Origin of the sequence: Solimonas marina, from assembly GCF_012241385.1 — a bacterium.
In the GTDB taxonomy this organism is placed as follows: Bacteria; Pseudomonadota; Gammaproteobacteria; order Nevskiales; family Nevskiaceae; genus Solimonas; species Solimonas marina.
The window spans coordinates 168,721-185,951 of sequence record NZ_JAAVXB010000007.1; the positions used below are offsets into that span (position 1 = coordinate 168,721).

The 17,231-nt window shown below is 60.6% G+C and carries 15 protein-coding genes; 9 read left to right on the forward strand and 6 right to left on the reverse strand.

Annotated features, from left to right (window positions below; all coding sequences use genetic code 11):
• Position 1: 1 nt before the first annotated feature.
• The 5 genes from G7Y82_RS13555 to G7Y82_RS13575 all read right to left on the reverse strand — a co-directional run bounded on the left by G7Y82_RS13555 (position 2) and on the right by G7Y82_RS13575 (position 7,601).
• On the reverse strand, positions 2 to 475 hold the full coding sequence (locus G7Y82_RS13555) for a hypothetical protein (protein ID WP_168148661.1): 474 nt from the start codon (positions 473 to 475) through the stop codon (positions 2 to 4).
• Positions 472 to 3,156, reverse strand: a complete 2,685-nt coding sequence (locus tag G7Y82_RS13560; RefSeq protein WP_168148662.1) for a calcium-binding protein — start codon at positions 3,154 to 3,156, stop codon at positions 472 to 474. Before G7Y82_RS13560 ends, G7Y82_RS13555 begins: the two co-directional genes overlap by 4 nt.
• Positions 3,157 to 3,864 (reverse strand): hypothetical protein, encoded by a 708-nt coding sequence (locus G7Y82_RS13565; protein WP_168148663.1) that lies wholly within the window; start codon positions 3,862 to 3,864, stop codon positions 3,157 to 3,159. It abuts the gene before it with no gap.
• A gap of 2 nt (positions 3,865 to 3,866) precedes the next feature.
• Positions 3,867 to 6,053 carry a peptidase domain-containing ABC transporter gene (locus G7Y82_RS13570; protein ID WP_168148664.1) on the reverse strand — a complete coding sequence of 729 codons (2,187 nt, stop codon included), beginning with the start codon at positions 6,051 to 6,053 and terminating at the stop codon, positions 3,867 to 3,869.
• A 318-nt stretch (positions 6,054 to 6,371) separates the two neighbouring features.
• Positions 6,372 to 7,601 carry an MFS transporter gene (locus G7Y82_RS13575; protein ID WP_168148665.1) on the reverse strand — a complete coding sequence of 410 codons (1,230 nt, stop codon included), beginning with the start codon at positions 7,599 to 7,601 and terminating at the stop codon, positions 6,372 to 6,374.
• Between the two features lie 119 nt (positions 7,602 to 7,720).
• Between G7Y82_RS13575 and G7Y82_RS13580 the strand changes: the two genes are divergently transcribed.
• The 7 genes from G7Y82_RS13580 to G7Y82_RS13610 all read left to right on the forward strand — a co-directional run bounded on the left by G7Y82_RS13580 (position 7,721) and on the right by G7Y82_RS13610 (position 12,640).
• The gene (locus G7Y82_RS13580; protein WP_366515665.1) at positions 7,721 to 8,485 is read left to right on the forward strand and encodes an AraC family transcriptional regulator; all 765 of its coding nucleotides are present in this window, start codon (positions 7,721 to 7,723) and stop codon (positions 8,483 to 8,485) included.
• A 109-nt stretch (positions 8,486 to 8,594) separates the two neighbouring features.
• A complete protein-coding gene (locus tag G7Y82_RS13585) occupies positions 8,595 to 9,710 on the forward strand; it encodes a glycosyltransferase family 4 protein (protein ID WP_168148666.1) in 1,116 nt (371 codons plus the stop codon).
• Between the two features lie 295 nt (positions 9,711 to 10,005).
• On the forward strand, positions 10,006 to 10,605 hold the full coding sequence (locus tag G7Y82_RS13590) for a YfbM family protein (RefSeq protein ID WP_366515668.1): 600 nt from the start codon (positions 10,006 to 10,008) through the stop codon (positions 10,603 to 10,605).
• 79 nt (positions 10,606 to 10,684) lie between these two features.
• A complete protein-coding gene (locus G7Y82_RS13595) occupies positions 10,685 to 10,912 on the forward strand; it encodes a hypothetical protein (RefSeq protein ID WP_168148668.1) in 228 nt (75 codons plus the stop codon).
• Between the two features lie 115 nt (positions 10,913 to 11,027).
• Positions 11,028 to 11,513, forward strand: coding sequence for an Imm26 family immunity protein (locus G7Y82_RS13600; protein ID WP_168148669.1), 486 nt, complete (start codon positions 11,028 to 11,030; stop codon positions 11,511 to 11,513).
• Positions 11,514 to 11,727: 214 nt separating this feature from the next.
• Positions 11,728 to 12,222 (forward strand): Imm44 family immunity protein, encoded by a 495-nt coding sequence (locus tag G7Y82_RS13605; protein ID WP_168148670.1) that lies wholly within the window; start codon positions 11,728 to 11,730, stop codon positions 12,220 to 12,222.
• A gap of 91 nt (positions 12,223 to 12,313) precedes the next feature.
• Complete coding sequence (locus G7Y82_RS13610; RefSeq protein WP_168148671.1) at positions 12,314 to 12,640, forward strand: peptide ABC transporter substrate-binding protein; 327 nt, start codon at positions 12,314 to 12,316, stop codon at positions 12,638 to 12,640.
• Positions 12,641 to 12,742: 102 nt separating this feature from the next.
• On the opposite strand, the gene G7Y82_RS13615 is transcribed toward G7Y82_RS13610, so the two are convergent.
• Positions 12,743 to 15,109 carry a glycosyltransferase family 4 protein gene (locus tag G7Y82_RS13615; RefSeq protein ID WP_168148672.1) on the reverse strand — a complete coding sequence of 789 codons (2,367 nt, stop codon included), beginning with the start codon at positions 15,107 to 15,109 and terminating at the stop codon, positions 12,743 to 12,745.
• Between the two features lie 295 nt (positions 15,110 to 15,404).
• Here G7Y82_RS13615 and G7Y82_RS13620 point away from each other — a divergent pair, with 295 nt between their 5' ends.
• Entirely contained in the window at positions 15,405 to 16,436 is a 1,032-nt protein-coding gene (locus tag G7Y82_RS13620; protein WP_168148673.1) for an isocitrate/isopropylmalate dehydrogenase family protein, read from the forward strand.
• Between the two features lie 66 nt (positions 16,437 to 16,502).
• The gene (locus G7Y82_RS13625) at positions 16,503 to 17,042 is read left to right on the forward strand and encodes a CC0125/CC1285 family lipoprotein (protein WP_168148674.1); all 540 of its coding nucleotides are present in this window, start codon (positions 16,503 to 16,505) and stop codon (positions 17,040 to 17,042) included.
• Positions 17,043 to 17,231 lie beyond the last annotated feature (189 nt).

Consider the following 17,231-nt stretch of genomic DNA (forward strand, 5'->3'; position numbering starts at 1 on the left):
CTCACGCTCCCTTGACGAAAACCGACCTGATAAGTTGCTGTTCTTCTTTTCTGGAAGGACACGTATTTACAGTTGACTCAAAACCAATAAGTAGCGAAATATCTCCTCCATACGAGGAATAATAAATTTTCTCGGCCAGCAATTGACCATCGGCTCTTCTAATTATCTTCTGATCGTGGCGAATAAGCGAAGTCCCGCCGAGTTCTGGCTGCCCATTATTTAATGCTTCATACTCATCGTCGTATAAATATTCATGGCCGAGTAAATTTTTAACCGACCTCTGTTGCCATCCCGGAAAAGGGTTTCCGTATTCATCAAACATATTTTTTGGAAGAATTACTTTTTCATATACTCTTATTCCACCATCGCTCCTACATAGGGATCCCATACGGCGCTCTACAAGATATTTATTGCCCTTCATCAGCGACAAAAGAGACACACAAAGGAAGAAAAGGAGCCAGGCTAACGTCTTCATAGCCCCATCTCCGTTTGCCCTTTACCGCCGTTGAACACGCCGTGATCGGCTCGGAACCTACTGCGTAGCTTCGGAACACGTCCGGCACCTTGTGCCTTTTCTATCAACGCGCGGAAACGTTCGCCACCATCTCCACCCAACACAACATCGGAGCCAGCGTCAGCAAAGACGAGATCGTTCCCCGTGCCGGCATCAATGAAGTCGTTGCCACCGCCCGCATATACCCAGTCAGCCCCCGCGCCGGCGATGATGATGTCGTCATCACCCGCACCCGGCGCGAGCGCGATCGGCGTCACGCCCGATTCCGTCAGGTTGTAGGACGTCTGGGAACCGTTGACGATTGTCTCGCGCGTCACGCTCCAGTCGGTATTGGCGCCGGCGAGATCGCGATCGCCCCAGATGACGTCGTCGCCCGCGCCGGCCACGATCGTGTCCTGGCCCGACCCGCCATGCAGATAATCATCGCCGTTGGACGCGATGAGCCGATCATCACCGTCACCGCCGACGAACAGGCTGCCTCGCTGGCCTGTTCCTGATTGCGTCTCTCCGTTGTCGATGGCGGTATCGATGTCGCTTTCTTCGGCGCCATACAGATCGTCGTTGTCCGCTTCTCCGAACAGCACGTTGCTGCCCGTGCCGCCGATCAACACGTCTTCCCCGCCGTGGCCGGCGAGGACATCGTTGCCGCCCAGACCTTCGATCCGGTCATTGCCGTCCGAGCCGAGCAGGGTGTCGTTGCGATCCGGAGACGCCGTGGCGCCGACCACGACGTTGCCGTACTGGTCGTACTGAAGGTTTTCTTCGCCGTCGATCGGGGCAAGGTCACCGACAAAGGTCAGCGTCGTTTCGGGCGGCGCTTCCTGCGCGCCGCCCGTCAACTCGATGCCCAGATCGCCGCTGTGGAAGTTCTGGATGACGACACTGTCGCCGCCGGAGATGATGGTCAGGTTTTGCTGGCCGCTGGTCCCCGGCCTCAGAATGTATCTGAAGTGATTGTCGTCGCTCTCGTAGATTTGTTCGCCGCCATTGGCGCTGATCAGATGACCATCGCCGACCGGCTGATATCCGTATTCGCGTGTCGTGAACTCGATGACGCCGCTACCGTCCGCATCGCGAATTTTGTCACCGGCTTCACCGTATCTGACTTGGTAGGTGTCGAAACCCAGGCCCCCATCCAAAATGTCGGCGCCGGCGCCACCGTCCAGCGTGTCCGATCCGCTCATGCCGAGAAGCGTATCAATGCCCTCGCCGCCGGAGAGGGAGTCAGTACCGGCTCCCCCCTCTAAATAGTCGTTCCCTTTTCCGGCGTAGAGAAAATCGTCGCCAGCATCGCCAAAGAGATAGTCCGCCTCGTCGCCGCCTTCCAGCGTGTCATTGCCAGCGCCGCCGAACCGGACATAGTGCTCGCGCTGGAACAGCGCGAGAATCGATGCCGACAGGGTTGAGTATTGAGAGAGTTCATATCCGGGCGACGCATCGGAATACGTGTACAGATCAAGACCGGATCCGAGCGCAACAGCGGTCGATGGATCTCCGTCGATGTCTGGCAATACACTGATTCGGTTCCGGAGAAGGTCCGCACGCTGGCGAATGTATTGTTCAGTGATATCGCCTTGACCGGACGTTAGATCATATAGCTCGAGATTGCTTCCGCTGAAGTCCGTCGATGTGTCGGCGAAAATGCTGAGATTGCGTAGAGCCGCCCGGGCAGACAGCGCCGAAGCTCCACTTCCCAATGCATCGGCCAGCAATTCGTCCGGCGTTTTGAGTTGAATCGCCCAGGTCGCGCCATCGGTTCCTAGCAACGCGGCAAATGAGGCGGCATTGGCGTCGAAGGTGGCGTCCGTAGTCGGAACGACTGGCGCGCCGCCCAGAACGGCCCCGAGGCTGTCGAGAACAACGTCTACGCCGTATGTGTCAATAGCACTAAAAGCGGCTAACAGTACCGGATTGTCTGTCCCGATGAGGGCCGCTGAAAAAGGAGCCGTGCCACCGCTTTCCACGTAACTGTGGATCGTGCTACCAAGAATTAGACCATCCGTCGTCTTTTGCTCGCCTGGCTCCAATGCCCACGTAGCCGTAGCGGATGCGAGTGCCTTTTTAAACGACACATACGCGAACAATACATCTCGCCAGTCGCTCATCGTGTCGATGGCGGTGTTGTCGCCCGTGGACATCAACCTGCTTGACTGATCGGAGCCGAGCAGTGTGAAGAGTAGAGCCCCGGACCAGGCTGAGTTATTCGGCGGTGCTGTTGTATCGCCCAGCTGATTGAACAAGACCAGACCTACAGCTGTGGCGTCGTTAACCGCAATGTCATTAATTCCGGGGATGATCCTTCTAGTATCGGGGTTATTTATGCCAAACAAGTCATTCAGCACCGCTTGGCAAACTGCATTTGACGCCTCTTGCATCAAACCATCGGGGATGGGCTCTCCATAACGAAGCTCGTACTGGCTTTCCGTGTAGGCTCGAATTAGTTCAGAGAACGCTCCTCGGCCTGCATTCGCTTCTGTTGCGCCTTGCAACCAGAGTAAGGTCGGGTCGGTCTCTGATACGCCGCGAGTTTCAAGGCATGTCGTGAGATATTCATATACATGCCAGTAAACGTTCGTCGCTTGTGCATCTGATTGAAGGTCCGAGAGCTCCGAAAGTTCCTGCTCGGTTAGTACGATCGTCATTTATCCCTCCTTCACTTGATTGAGGACCCGGACTATCTCGCGATAGATTTCGGGCCAGTCCTGGGCATGTCGGTGATTGAATCTTACGTATACGCGTAGGCCATCTTTCCATACGAAACCACTTGTGCAGGCCTCGTACGTATATGCGTCTCTACACGCTGTGGCCGGAGGAAGGCCGGATGGGGTCTTCTGTCCAGTCGCAACATAGAAGGTTGATATTCCGTTGACGCCTACTGGATCTTCAACCTCCACACGCTCTAGATCAGGCCGTATTTGCTTGCGTCGTACCATCTTCTTCTGTTTTTGCGCGTTCTCAATGAAGCCATAGGTTTCGCCTGTTGAATCGCTGGCCTTGATGAAGAACTCAATTGCCACATCGAAATAGTTACTCAATACACCGGGCTTGCTGGGAATGAACTCTGTGGCCCGATCACCTTGCCGCATGGGCACCTTGCTCGGCCAATAAAATGCAGCGGACCCGTAAGGTGCAAAACCATACGCGCTAGGTGCTACAAGAAAGTGACCGCCGATCTTGAAAACAGATTCTGTCGTTTTGTCAAAATCTGGAAGACGATCCCCTTTGCAAATTCTATTCAGACACTCCCGTTTAATTCTCTCGTTGTACCTCGCCGTGCGCTGCTCCGAGTCACATGCAGTCAATCCAATGTACGCCAGCAGAAACAAAAGCACGCGGAGATAAGCTCGCATTTTCAAAGCTCCATTTCCGTTTGCCCTTCATTGCCATCGCGCGTAGCGATCGACTGCTGACGATTAGCAGTCGTGAGAACGATCATCGCGTCGGAATCCAGCGTTGCAGGTTCGGCATGCGTGATGAACATCGTCGTCACGGTGCTTTTGAACGAGTTCACCGTTTTGGCAAATGCTTCAGCGGTCGCCTGGTCGAGATTGCTCGTTGCCTCGTCGAAGATGAGAATCCTCGGCTTCTTGAGCAGCGCTCTTGCGATCGCGAGCCGCTGCTTCTGCCCGCCGGATAGACCGACGCCGTGTTCGCCGACCGTGGTTTGATAACCCTTTGGCAACTGCTTGATGAAGTCATGTATCTCCGCAAGCTCACAGGCTTTGACGACTTCCTGAAACGTCGCATGCGGATTCGCCAAATGCAGATTTTCGTAGATTGTTCCGGAGAACAGCGTCGTCTCCTGCGGCACGATGCCGAGCGAGGCGCGCAACTCATTTGCACTCATATGGCGGATGTCCACACCATCGAGCTTGATCGAGCCTTCCGTCGGCTGGTAGAAGCCTTGAAGCAGCTTGGCCAGTGTGCTTTTGCCCGATCCGCTCGGGCCCTTGAGCACGGTGATCTTGCCGGGCAGAAGCTCCAGATTCAGATTCCGGTACAGGAAGGGATGATGGGTGCTATAGCGGAAGCTGACGTCGAGAATTTCGATGTGGCCCTTGGCATTGCCGTCGCGTGACGGCGTCAGTGAATAAGGCTCGCCAGGCGCATTCATGATGTCGCCCAGCCTACGCACGGCGATATTCGCTTGCTGGAATTCCTGCCAGAGACCTACCAGACGCAAAACCGGCTGGCTGAGACGCCCGGCAAACATCTGGAACGCGACCAGCATGCCGACGGTGAAGCCGTCATTGCGCATGACGAGTGTCGCCCCGATGAACAGGATGCCCAGGGTCATCGTCTGTTCCAGCGCGTTGGCGATGACGTTATAGGTATTCGCCAATTGCCTTGTTGAAAATCCGGACGCCAGATAAGCAGCCAGCAAGTCGCCGTACCGCCTTTCGAGCGTCGGTTCCATTTGCAGGGATTTCACCGTTTCCATGCCGGAGATGTATTCGGTCAGGAATGACTGGCTTTTCGCACCTTGCAGGAACTGGCGATTCAAGTGCTCACGGAACAATGGCCGGACCGCGAGGCTGATGAGTGCGATGATCGCAAGGATCGAGACTGCGATCAGCGTCAACTGCCAACTGTACGCAAACATCACCGCGAGGAAGACGAACAGGAACGGAAGATCCAGCACGATCGAGACGGCAGCACCCGTGATGAATTCCCGTATGGTCTCCACGCCGTGGAGTCTCGCCACCAGCGTGCCGGTCGGCCGGTTCTCGAAGTACGTCATCGGCAAGCGCAGCAGCCGGCTCAGCACGCGGCTGCCCAGCACGGCATCAAGCCGGTTGCCGGTATGGATGATCAGATACTGGCGCAGCCAGGTCATTACGCCGGAAAAGATCGTGAACAGCACCAAGGCCATGACGACGACGTCCAAGGTGCTCCGGGTCTGATGCACCACGACCTTGTCGATCACGACTTGCGTACACAGCGGCGTCGCCAGGCCGATGATCTGGATGACCAGCGACGCAATCAGGACATCCCGCCAGATGGCGCGATATTTCAAAAGCTCCGGGATGAACCAGCGGAATCCGAAGTTCGATTGAGTGGATTCTTCGTCATCGGTTTCTTCCGCGCGCGAAATGACGATGATGCCTTCGAACCGCTCAGTCCATTCCTGGTGGGAGACGATCTGCGGCGTGTCGCTTTCCGGGATGAAGAAAAGCAGGCGCTGTTCATCGCTCTTAACCAGAAGCGCGAGCGCGCCGATCGGCTCAACGCTCCGCTGATCGCTGTCATTGCCGGAACGCCCGGATGCCTCGGCGCGGGAGATTGCGATAGCGGGAAACGGAATCCTTGTCTTGTCGAAGCCGCCGGCACGAACCGGAAGCGTTGCCGTCTTGAAGCCGAGGTCGTGAAGCGCCGCAAGAAGCATTGCTTGATCGTACGGCGGCGGATGCTGCCCGGTGAGCAGTGCAGCATCAAATGGAATACGAAACAGATTGCACAGGCTCGCAACCGCCCACACGAAATCGCGCTCGGCGATCCGCCGCCTATGACTTGATGGGCTCTCCCTGCCTCCGGTCATCTGCCACCCCTGGCTCAGTATGCCAGCCGACACTTGAGTCACTGCAAGACAGCGACTTCAGCACAGGCCGATACATCTGATGGCTTCCCGACTACTCATGCGCGAAACGACCGCACTTGAGCGAGCCGGTGCACAAACTGCGGACATGGAGGGAACTCCGGTCCGCGTTTTACCCCCGTCCATGATTAATGCATTTTTCTCGATGCTTTTGTGACATCGCGGAGAGAGGTTTGTGATGCGCATCACATTTATGCATCACTTTATCGAGCGGATCGTGGCATCACTGCGAACGCAGCGACAGCGAAACCAGACAGGCGCCTAACCGCGAGTCACCAGCCGCCCGCCGCGCTGATCGGGCAGCAGCACGGTCAGTACGCCAAGCAGCGGAAAGAACGCGCACGCGCCGTAGACCGCCTCGATGCCATAGAGGTCGGCGAACTTGCCGAGCACCGCGGCGGCGATGCCGCCCATGCCGAACGCAAAGCCGAAGAACAGGCCGGACACCATGCCGACCTTGCCCGGCACCAGTTCCTGCGCATAGACCAGGATCGCCGAGAACGCCGACGCCAGCACGAAGCCGATAATGGCGCTGAGCACGCCGGTCCAGGCCAGACCGACATGCGGCATCAGCAGCGTGAACGGCGCAACACCGAGGATCGACACCCAGATCACCTGCTTGCGGCCGATGCGATCGCCGATCGGGCCGCCGAGCACGGTCCCGGCGGCCACCGCGAACAGGAACACGAACAAATGCAACTGTGCCGACTGCACCGACACGCCGAAGCGATGCATCAGGTAGAAGGTGTAGTAGCTGGTGATGCTCGACAGATAGAAGTACTTCGAGAACACCAGCAGCATCAGCACCGTCATCGCCCGCGCCACCAGCGCCTTCGGCAGCGGCGCCGGCAGCGCCCGCGGCCGGCCGGCGGCGGCGCGATGCTGGCGCCGGTACCAGTGGCCGATCTGCCAGAGCACGACGATCGCCAGCAGCGCCGCCAGCGAGAACCACGCGATGCTGCGCTGGCCATGCGGCAGGATGATCGCCGCCGCCAGCAGCGGCCCGACCGCGCTGCCGGCGTTGCCGCCGACCTGGAACAGTGACTGCGCCAGGCCGTGCCGCCCACCGGACGCCATGCGCGCCACGCGCGATGACTCCGGATGGAAGATCGACGAGCCGGTCCCGACCAGCGCCGCCGCGAGCAGGACCACGCCGAACGTCGGGGCAAACGCCAGCAGCAGCAACCCGCCGAGCGTGAAGCCCATGCCGACCGCCAGCGAATACGGCTGCGGGCGCTTGTCGGTGTACAGGCCGATCGCCGGCTGCAGCAGCGACGCGGTGATCTGATAGGTCAGCGTGATCAGGCCGATCTGCGCGAAGCTCAACGAAAAGCCGGACTTCAGGAGCGGATAGATCGCCAGGATCAACGACTGGATCATGTCGTTGAGGAAGTGCGCGAAGCTGATCGCGCCCAGCACGCCGAAGCCGGTGCGCGCCGGCGCGGCCTGTAACGACTCGAAAGAGGGTTGCAAACGGGTTTCCACGGCCATCTCCGGTAGCCAGCCGGAAGCAGCCCGATGCCGCTTCCCGACGGCGCGCATCCTAGGGTGCGAACGCGCGTCTGTCCTGCGAGAATCGGGCGATAATCTTCGCAAAACGGACATCGGCTGTGGCCCATCCCCACTTTCGCGCCTACGACCACGGTCCGGCGCCCGTCACCGCACTGGCCACCGACTATGTCGCCGGTCACATCACGCCGGCCCACGAGCACCCGTATGCGCAGCTGATCTACGCCGTGCACGGCGTGATGATCGTCAGCACGCAGCACGGGCAATGGGTCGTGCCGCCGACGCGTGCGATCTGGATGCCACCGCAAACCCAGCACACCGTGCGCATGGCCGGCCGTGTGCAGATGCGCTCGGCGTTCGTCGATCCCGGCCTGGCGCCGCACCTGGCCGGCGACTGTGTGGTGCTCGCCGTCTCGCCGCTGATGCGCGAGCTGCTGCTCGCCGCCGTCGCCCTGCCACCGCCGCACGCTCCCGGCTCGCGTGGCGATCATATTGCCCACCTGCTGCTCGACGAGCTGCGCACTTTGCCCGCCCTCGCGTTACATCTGCCGCAACCGCGCGACGCACGATTGCAACGCATCTGCGAGCGGCTGCAAGCGGCGCCCGACGACAACAGCACCGTGGCGCAATGGGCGGCTCGTTTGCACGTCGACGCCAAAACCGTGCAGCGGCTGTTCGCGCGCGAGACGGGCATGAGCTTTGCTCGATGGCGGCAGCAGGCCCGCTTGCTCGCGGCGCTGGAACGTCTGGCGCGCGGCGACCGCATCCTCGATACGGCACTGGCGCTCGGCTATGCCAGCCCCGGCGCCTTCGCGACGATGTTCCGCCGCCAGTTCGGCGTTGCGCCGAGCGCCTATTTCCGCTGACGACCGGCACGGCACGCGAGCGGCAGTCACGTTAAGATCGGCTCGTGGATCAGGGAGCTAGGCACGTGACGACATGTCGCGGGCCCATCATCGGACGGCTCTTGGATTCATGAGGATAGGACTCGAAATCTCGACACTGGCGCAGCCCTACCGCAGCGGCATCGGGCGTTACGCCGCCGGACTCACCAGCGGCCTGCGCGCGCTGGCATCGAGCGAACCGCTCGAACTGCGCCCGTACTGCCACCTGAAGAAGCTGCGCGATCGCCGTCACGCGACCGACGTCTTCGAGAGCGGCTTCCAGCTCTGGCGCGACCCCTGGCTGCGGCCGCGGCGCCTCGACGTGATGCATGCCACCTCATGGCGCCTGCCTGCTCATGGGCGCATGGCACGCGTCGCAACCATCCACGATCTCTACTCATTCATCGGCATCAATTTTCGCGACGATTCACGCGCGGCGCAGGAGCAGGCTCGTTACCCGCATCTGCTACAGCACGCCGACGCCATCATCTGCGTCAGCGACAACACCCGCCGCGACCTGCTGTGCCATTTCGACGTGGACCCGCAACGCGTGCACGTCGTGCCGCTGGGCGTCGACGACTGCTATGCGCCCGTCGACGCCGCGCAGCAAACAGCGATCCGCGACCGACTGAGTGCGGGGCGCCCCTACCTGCTCGGCGTCGGCCTCGCCGCCGGCCTCGACGTGCGCCGCGCCAACAAGAATCTGCCGCGACTGCTCGACGCGTGGTCGCGCTGCGCGATGCGCCGCCACTACCGCCTCGTCGTCACCGGCGGCGTCGACCGCGACGAGCAATGCGCGCTCGAAGCCCATCTGCGTGAGCGCCGCCTTGACGACAGCGTGGTCGTTGCCGGCTTCGTCGAGGAAAGCGACATGCCGGCGCTCTATTCGGCGGCCGCCGCCGTCCTGTTGCCCTCGCTGTACGAGGGCTATGGCCTGCCGATCGTCGAAGCCATGGCCTGCGGCGCCCCCGTGCTGACCAGCCGCAGCGGCAGCTGTCCTGAAACGGCCGCCGGCCACGCCACACTGGTCGATGCAAGCTCCGTCGACGCCATCGCCCAAGGTCTGCACACGGTACTCGACACCCCGGCCAGCACCCGCCAAGCCGCCATGCGCCACGCACACGCGCAACGCTGGCGAGGCGTCGCCGCGAAAACGCTAAAGGTCTATCGCCGCGCCATCGCGACGGCGCGTGCGCGCAGGCGCTAATCAGCCACGTCATTTGCACGGCGACGCCCTGCCATCACAGCATCACCCAAAGCTGAGCGGCCTGCCGCAAGACACAAAATGAGAGCCACGCCCCTTTTGCACTGCGGCTAATAGGAAAAGGCGCGCAAGCTTCGGCATCATGAGGTAGGGGTTGCCTTCGACGCGCTTTCGGCCCAGCGGGGAAATCACGAACGCGAATCATCGACTTGCGGCAATCCACATGGCCGCAGCTTCATCTGCGAACCTCGGAGTCAGCTGAATCGCTGCTCGACACTACAGGAGCTGGGTTATGGGTATGTGCTTGGTGCTGCAGACCTTAAGCGATGCGAATATCAGCAAAGTTCTTCAAGACCCCCCGCTCATATGGAAAGTGGTCGCGCCCGATGACTCAGGTGCCTATGAGCGTGCAAGAAAGGGGGAAGCGTTAGGATTTCTTGGGCGATTGCTTGGCAAGGCCAACACAAAAAAAGCACCGATCCTAGAGCTGTCCTTGGATGAGGGAGAGGTCGCGGAAACGGATCTAGATAAAGCCTGGCACGGCATACACTTCCTTCTCACACAAACCGCGTGGGAAGGAGAAGCCCCCCTGAATTTCCTGTTGGCGGGCGGAGCAGAAGCGGGCGACATTGATTTGGGGCATGGGACTGGCCGCGCGTTACTATCAAATGAAGTAGCCGCCATTGCCTCGGCTTTGGAAGCAATCAACGAATCAACTCTCAGAGAGCGCTTTTCCCCAGATCAAATGATGAGATTGGAAATATACCCAGAAATTTGGGATCGGCCACTCGATGAGGATGATTCCCTCGCTTACTGCCTTGAATATTTCGAAGTCCTGAGATCGTTTGTGTCGGACGCCGCCCTCCGGAACGTCGGAATCATCATTTACGTTACGTGAGCGCGACTGCAGGTGAATCTATCGCGTTTATCCTGATCCTGATGATCCCGTCCCTGCTGGAGACCCATAAATTACTGAGATGAAATCGACTTTCTTTATTTTCGCCATCTTCTATCTTGCATTGGCAGCCGTGGCCATTCGCCTCTACTTTCGCTCGGTGAGGCCAGGTGGTAATTTGCATGTTAGATACCTTGCCGCTTCACCGACGAACCAGAAGCTTTTACGCTGGGGGCTTCTTGGAGCGATATTTTTCTTCTCTCTTTCTGGGCTTCACTCACTCTATTTGATGCTCTTTGTTGTCAAATGAGTGCACCTCATTCCGGCAGCTCGGCACTTATCACGCCAATCGCGCCCATATCATGGTGGCGGGATGAATTCCGCCCACTGCCCTCTGCACTGAGTACGCGAACGACACCCACTAGATGAAGCAATCGCGACGGGCCAAGGAAGGGGACATATTCTCGATCAACATCGACGATAAGCGACGCGTCTTTGGTCAAGTTATATTCCCGCCGTTCTATATTTGCATCTTTTCCAGAGCATATCCGAGAGATATTCAGGTCGATCTCACCGACGTGTGCAGTGGGCGTATTGCGCTGGTCGGCGACAGCTTGGACGCTCTTATCTTTCGCGACTCGTGGAAAATCGTTGGCTCAATGCCCTCAGTAAAGGACCGAATTCCAAGGCCTCTCTTCACCGTACAGATCGATGGTCAGCTCATGCTGGAAGATTTCGAAAAGCGCTTGATCAAAAAAGCAACGGAAGCCGATGATAAAAAATATGGTCGGCGTTGGACCCGAGCACCCATCGCATTTGAAAATGCGATTAAAGCCTTACACGGCATCGGGGAATGGCGCGCTGATTTTGATCAACTCACGATCGAGCACTCCCAAGCATGTGCACGCTGAGGCCAACGCAGGCAGCTTTGCAGCTTGCAATTCGAAGCGTGCCTCATACCAGTAGAACGGGACTTATCCCGCCAGTCGCGCCCATATCATGGTGGCGGGATGAATCCCGCCCTACTGCACTTAGAGTAAGTCAAGTGCGCTCCAACAAGTGTGTCCGACCGACCGGCCACTCGCTGCGCTCGCGGCCGTCGGCTGACGATCGGCGTTGGGCATCATGAAATTCAGTATCCAGGTCACGTCCGGCGGGGAGGTCGTCTTTTCTGGGCATTCTCAAAAGAATCGTCCTGTCTACTACGGCGCACCGCCAGAAACCGGGTTGTGGCGTGTGAGCATTCCAAAGTTTGAAGATTTTGTAGCTGGAAAACTGTTGGCAATGTCATTTGGGGACTCGATCGACGAGTTCCTCTTTGGGTTCGAGATCGGTGAGCTGGAGGAATGGGGGATGTGGTTCACTTCAATGAGTAACTACATGAGCTACCGGCCAAAAAACAAGACGTTCATCTCCGTTGGACAGTTGGACTGGAAGGTAGTCAAGCACCTATCTACGTCTGAGCAGTTGAAAATGCTTGGCGATACACTCATTTCATCGATCGAACGAATTGCCACGGCTAAGCGCAAGCCTAAGGATTTTGACCACATGGCTCTGGCTCAAACCGTTCGTGGCATCCTGCACTCGTGTGAGCCATCTCTCGTCGAGGCTTCCGCATGACGCCCAACCCATCATTGCACCGGACCTCGCGCCTGCGGTGTGCGTCCGGTGAATTCAAACGCCGGGCCTCACATCAGCGCAGGCAATAGAGATGCCGCTGAACGAACGAGACTGGAAGGTATTGCAGAACCTGAAGCGTCCGCTGCTTGAGCGGTTCTGCCAGGTTGCGCTGTTCTCCGCCGAGCAGATCATTCAAGACAAGACAAAGACTTATCACGAGCGCTATGGCGCGTTGTATGAGTTCGTTCAGCAGCGCGACAAGGCACTGGCACTGGCATTCGATGGCCTTAGAAGATCCAACGCTCTCATGAGGCTTGTCTTCATGCGTCAGGCCGAGCTGTTTACTGAGGAGGAATTTGGTCAGTTCAGTGAAGACACGAGAAGGCGCGTTGAGAAAATGCTGGAGGGCCATGAATAAGTGCTGTAGGGCGGGATTCATCCCGCCAGTCGCACCATTGCATGGCGGCGGGATTCGTCCCGCCCTGCTGTTGCGGCGCCGGCCGAGGCGCAATCTTCATGCTCAGGCGACCCGCGCTGGCGCCAGCGGTGCCAGTGGCGCGCGGGCCTGTCGACACAGGCGCTCGATCAGTTCGATGTCGCGCGCTGGCGTTCCGCATTCGATCAGCAAGGCATGCACGCGCGCCTCTATGGGACCGAATCGTGCTCGCAGTTCAGCGGTCATGCTCGCCGCGGGGGCGCGGCAGTCATCAAACGACAGGCCGTCGATGCCTTGCGACGCGAGGGTGCCGACGGTGTGTTGGCGATAGTCCGCATCGACGGACAGGCGATCGATGCTGATCAGCAGATCGGCATGCTGGCATCCGTGCAGCAATGCCAGACACCAAAGCAGGTAGAACAGCGCGTAGGACTCTTCTTCCGGTAAAGCAAATTTCTTGTATTTGCGGAATTCCGCATCGATGTCGTCAAGCGAGTACGACGGGAGCGAACAGATGCGGCGCATGCGGCGCATGGACTCGGGCGCGCCGCGTGCATTGGCGATCAGCAGCTGCGCCGTGGCGAAGTACGCCGTGGCCTGATACGACTGCCACTGTGCGTGCGGCTCGCGCCACAGGTAGAGATGCAAGCCCCCGAGTTCGCGTCGCAGGCGACCGATGCGCTGCGTCGTGCGGCAGTCTTGAAAGAACGCCGGTCGCGGCGAGGCCGCCGACAGCGCATGGTAGTAGCGATGGGTGCCGGCGCCCGCGCAACCGCCGAAGTAGTCGTCGTAGACCATCTCCTTGCGAATGACGTCCTTCCACGCTGTATGCGTGTCATACAACTCCTGGAAGTACGGGCGATCCAACTGCGGATGCCGGAGGCGGCCGTGATTGTCGCTGGTGGCTTCCAGCAGCCGCTCATGGTTTTCGATGCTGCGCCATGCGATTTCGTGCAGCGGCTCCTGAAAGCACTGAAACCTGCCGCTGCGACGGAATACCTTGAACAAATAGGTACTGCCGCTACGAAACAGCGAGTGGCAGAACACCGGGCGAGGCTTGTCGCGCTCGGACGCTGCAGACGCGTGGTCAACAACCGGCAGCGCCACGCCCGCGGCGCGCGCCATGCCGTCGAGCACGCCATCAACGAAGACGTTCGGCACGATCGGCCGGTACTCGTCACGAATACGCTGACGCAGCGCGGCCAGCCACGCGTCGTCCTGGGCGGCGCGCGCAATCGCCCGGCACCAGCCGTCGAGATCGTCGGCATCGATGATCGGCATCAGCTGCTGTGTCGCTTCAGCCAGTGCCGGGGCGTCGGAAATCAGTACCGGAAGGCCGAAATCCAGACATTCCGCCGCGCCCAAGCCCCAGCCCTCGGCATGCGACGGAAACACGCCGAAGCGTGCATGGCGGTAGAGCTGCGCCAACTCGGCATCGCCGCGTGCCGAACGCAGCTGCACCTTGTCGCTGAGTTGCGGATGCTCTGCGAGAAAATCGCGGACTTCATCGTATTTCCAGCCCCAGCGGCCGCACAGCACCAGCACCGGCAAGGCATCGCCCAGCTCAGGCAATAGCCGCTGCCAGGCGCGCAGCAGGATGATGTGATTCTTGCGGACCTCGATGGTCGCGCAATACAGCGCATACGGCCGATCGATCGGCGCAGCTCCCGGCGTCATGCCGCGTTCAACCGTCGCCAGCGGAAACGACGCCAGACGCTGTACGGCCATCTCGATCGGCGGGTGACGATCGCGCAGGTGCGCGCGCAAACGCTCGGCCGTCGCGGCCGACACACAGATCAGGCGCGCGCAGGTCCGCTGCATCCACGAGAAGTCGCGTTCAAAACGCGCCACGTGCTCGGCATCGAAGAATTGCGGCGCATAGAGTGGAATCAGATCGTGCACGATGGCCGTCAGCGATGCGGCAAGGTCGCCGCGAGCGGCCGCGCGCAGGCGCCGCACGCCGAGCGTCGTCAGCAGGCAGTGCGCCTCACGATCGGCCAGCGGATCGCGAAGGGCGGGCGCTGCGTGCTGCCGCGGCCGGCGCCACCATTTCGCGATGCCGACGATGCGCCGCGCCACGGCATAGGTCCAGCCACGCTGCTGCGGGGCGTCCACCAGAAACTGCGCGGCCATGCGGTCGAAGCCCTTGCCAGCCCACATGGCGCCGTCGTCGATGACCGCGACGATGCGGGAAAAGCGCGCTCGCAGACCCCTGCAGCGAGGCCCCAGTTCCATTGCGCCGCCCTCGGCCAGCCGCCACAGATACTCGCGCTCTTCAACGTTCAGCTCGCGGCCGCGGCCACGGCCGTCGATCCGGATCAGCGCAACCGACAGCGCCGGCTGCGCGAGCACGCCGCGCGCCAGCGCCATCTCGACACGGGGAATACCGGTCGGGGGGCGCGGACCTTCGTTGAGCGCCTGCGTGGCGTCGAGATAAAGCCGGGTCTTCATGGCCTGCCATTGTGCGCAGACGGACGTCCGCGGCCGGCAAGAGCGCGTTTCAAAACGCTACGCATTGTTTCAGCATCGACCAGGCAGGGATTTGCCGGAAATTCCTGCAAGCTCGATGCCCGGCGCCGACAGAAGCGCGCGCCTGGCCCTGCTGTGACGCGAAGATGAAACATATGTCACGAAAACATCACCAAAAAACCTCGCCTTGCAGGTTTTCCCGAATGTCCATGACCCCAGTGCCAGCGGTAAAATACCGAGTTGTCACTCCTCGAACGACTTCACGAAGAACGCCCCCATGAGCAAAACCATTACCGCCACCCTGATCCCCGGCGACGGGATCGGCCCCGAAATCGTCGACGCCACGCTGGCCGCGCTCGAAGCGCTGGGCCTGTCGTTCGACTGGGACATCCAGCAGGCGGGCCTGGCCGGCATCAAGGCCGCTGGCGATCCGCTGCCGGAAGCGGTGCTCAACAGCATCCGTCGCACGCGCCTGGCCCTCAAAGGCCCGCTCGAAACGCCGTCCGGCGGCGGCTATCGCTCCAGCAACGTGCGCTTGCGCGAGGCGTTCAAGCTGTACGCCAACGTGCGCCCGGCCAAGACCATGATCCCGGGCGGGCGTTACGACGACATCGACCTGATGATCTATCGCGAGAACCTCGAAGGCCTGTACACCGGTTACGAGCACTACATCCCGATGGACGGCGATCCGGAAGCGGTGGCGATCGCCACCGGCGTCAACACCCGGCAGGGCGCGCATCGCGTCCTTGAATACGCGTTCGAGCACTCGATCGCGCTCGGCCGCAAGAAGCTGGCGATCGTGCACAAGGCCAACATCATGAAGGCGCTGACCGGCATCTTCCTCGACGAGGCGCGCAAGCTGTACAAGAGCAAGTACGAAGACAAGATCGAGATGCACGAAGTCATCGTCGACGCCTGCGCGATGAAGCTGGTGCTCAACCCGTGGCAGTTCGACTCGCTGGTGACGACCAATCTGTTCGGCGACATCCTCTCCGATCTGGCGGCCGGTCTGGTCGGCGGCCTCGGCATGACGCCGGGCGCCAACATCGGCACCGACGCGGCGATCTTCGAGGCCGTGCACGGCTCGGCACCGGACATCGCCGGCAAGGGCATCGCCAACCCGGTCGCGCTGATGCTGGCGGCCGGCATGATGCTCGACCACCTGAAGCTGCAGGACGAAGCCACGCGCCTGCGCAGCGCCATCTCGGCGACGTTCAACGACGACAAGGTGCGCACCGGCGATCTCGGCGGCACGGCCGATACCAAGACCTTCACCACGGCGCTGGTCTCGCGCATCCGCAACGGCTGATCATCCGTAAAGTCGATGGGGCCGGCGCTGACGGCCCCATCGACCGATCTGCCGAGGATGCGTGACATGTTTCGCCGACTGCTACTGATTGCCTGCGTTTCCACGATTTCGGCCTGCGCCACGGCGCCGGCCCGCTATGCGCCCGCCGCGCAAGCCGGCGACATCGGCTACCGCGAGACGGTGCTCGGCGCGGCGCAGTATCGCGTCACTTACACCGGGGACACCGCGACCCCGGCGGCCACCGTACGCAACTACGCGCTGCTGCGCGCCGCCGATCTGACGCTGGAGCAAGGCGCCGACTGGTTCGAGGTCACGCATCAGGACACCGAGCGCAAAGGGGAGACGCGAACCCGCATCGACCCCGGCTTCGTGACGCCACCGCGCCAGACGGTTTACCGCAGCTGCGGCCTGCTCGCCTGCAGCACCTCGGTGGTCTATTCGCCGGGTTATGTCGAAGGCGGCAGCGCACAAACGCAGACCGACTACGCCTACAGCTCCGCTCTCGATATCACACTGCACCACGGCCGCAAGCCGGCCGACGACATCAACGCCTACGACGCGCACGACGTTGCGCAGTCGCTGCGGCCGACCGTGTCAGCGCGCTGAATTCACACTGTCGGCCCGCACTAGGCCGAATTTCCTAGTCCCTGGCCGCAACGCAGCGCGGTGGCCGCTTGCCGCCGCGCAGAGCACGCAGACCACCCGTCAGCGTCACATCGCTGACATCGATCTCCCCTAGCGTCCCGCCCGCTCGCGCTGCACTGCGGCGAGCGTTCATATCGGGTTGCAGGGGAC

Excerpts from the sequence above, each read along its gene's own strand:
- G7Y82_RS13560 (WP_168148662.1), bottom strand. The coding sequence starts at position 3,156 with ATGACGATCGTACTAACCGAGCAGGAACTTTCGGAGCTCTCGGACCTT.
- G7Y82_RS13590 (WP_366515668.1), top strand. The coding sequence starts at position 10,006 with ATGTGCTTGGTGCTGCAGACCTTAAGCGATGCGAATATCAGCAAAGTT.
- G7Y82_RS13625 (WP_168148674.1), top strand. The coding sequence starts at position 16,503 with ATGTTTCGCCGACTGCTACTGATTGCCTGCGTTTCCACGATTTCGGCC.
- G7Y82_RS13565 (WP_168148663.1), bottom strand. The coding sequence starts at position 3,864 with ATGCGAGCTTATCTCCGCGTGCTTTTGTTTCTGCTGGCGTACATTGGA.
- G7Y82_RS13575 (WP_168148665.1), bottom strand. The coding sequence starts at position 7,601 with ATGGCCGTGGAAACCCGTTTGCAACCCTCTTTCGAGTCGTTACAGGCC.
- G7Y82_RS13555 (WP_168148661.1), bottom strand. The coding sequence starts at position 475 with ATGAAGACGTTAGCCTGGCTCCTTTTCTTCCTTTGTGTGTCTCTTTTG.
- G7Y82_RS13570 (WP_168148664.1), bottom strand. The coding sequence starts at position 6,053 with ATGACCGGAGGCAGGGAGAGCCCATCAAGTCATAGGCGGCGGATCGCC.
- G7Y82_RS13585 (WP_168148666.1), top strand. The coding sequence starts at position 8,595 with ATGAGGATAGGACTCGAAATCTCGACACTGGCGCAGCCCTACCGCAGC.
- G7Y82_RS13620 (WP_168148673.1), top strand. The coding sequence starts at position 15,405 with ATGAGCAAAACCATTACCGCCACCCTGATCCCCGGCGACGGGATCGGC.
- G7Y82_RS13610 (WP_168148671.1), top strand. The coding sequence starts at position 12,314 with ATGCCGCTGAACGAACGAGACTGGAAGGTATTGCAGAACCTGAAGCGT.
- G7Y82_RS13595 (WP_168148668.1), top strand. The coding sequence starts at position 10,685 with ATGAAATCGACTTTCTTTATTTTCGCCATCTTCTATCTTGCATTGGCA.
- G7Y82_RS13615 (WP_168148672.1), bottom strand. The coding sequence starts at position 15,109 with ATGAAGACCCGGCTTTATCTCGACGCCACGCAGGCGCTCAACGAAGGT.
- G7Y82_RS13600 (WP_168148669.1), top strand. The coding sequence starts at position 11,028 with ATGAAGCAATCGCGACGGGCCAAGGAAGGGGACATATTCTCGATCAAC.
- G7Y82_RS13605 (WP_168148670.1), top strand. The coding sequence starts at position 11,728 with ATGAAATTCAGTATCCAGGTCACGTCCGGCGGGGAGGTCGTCTTTTCT.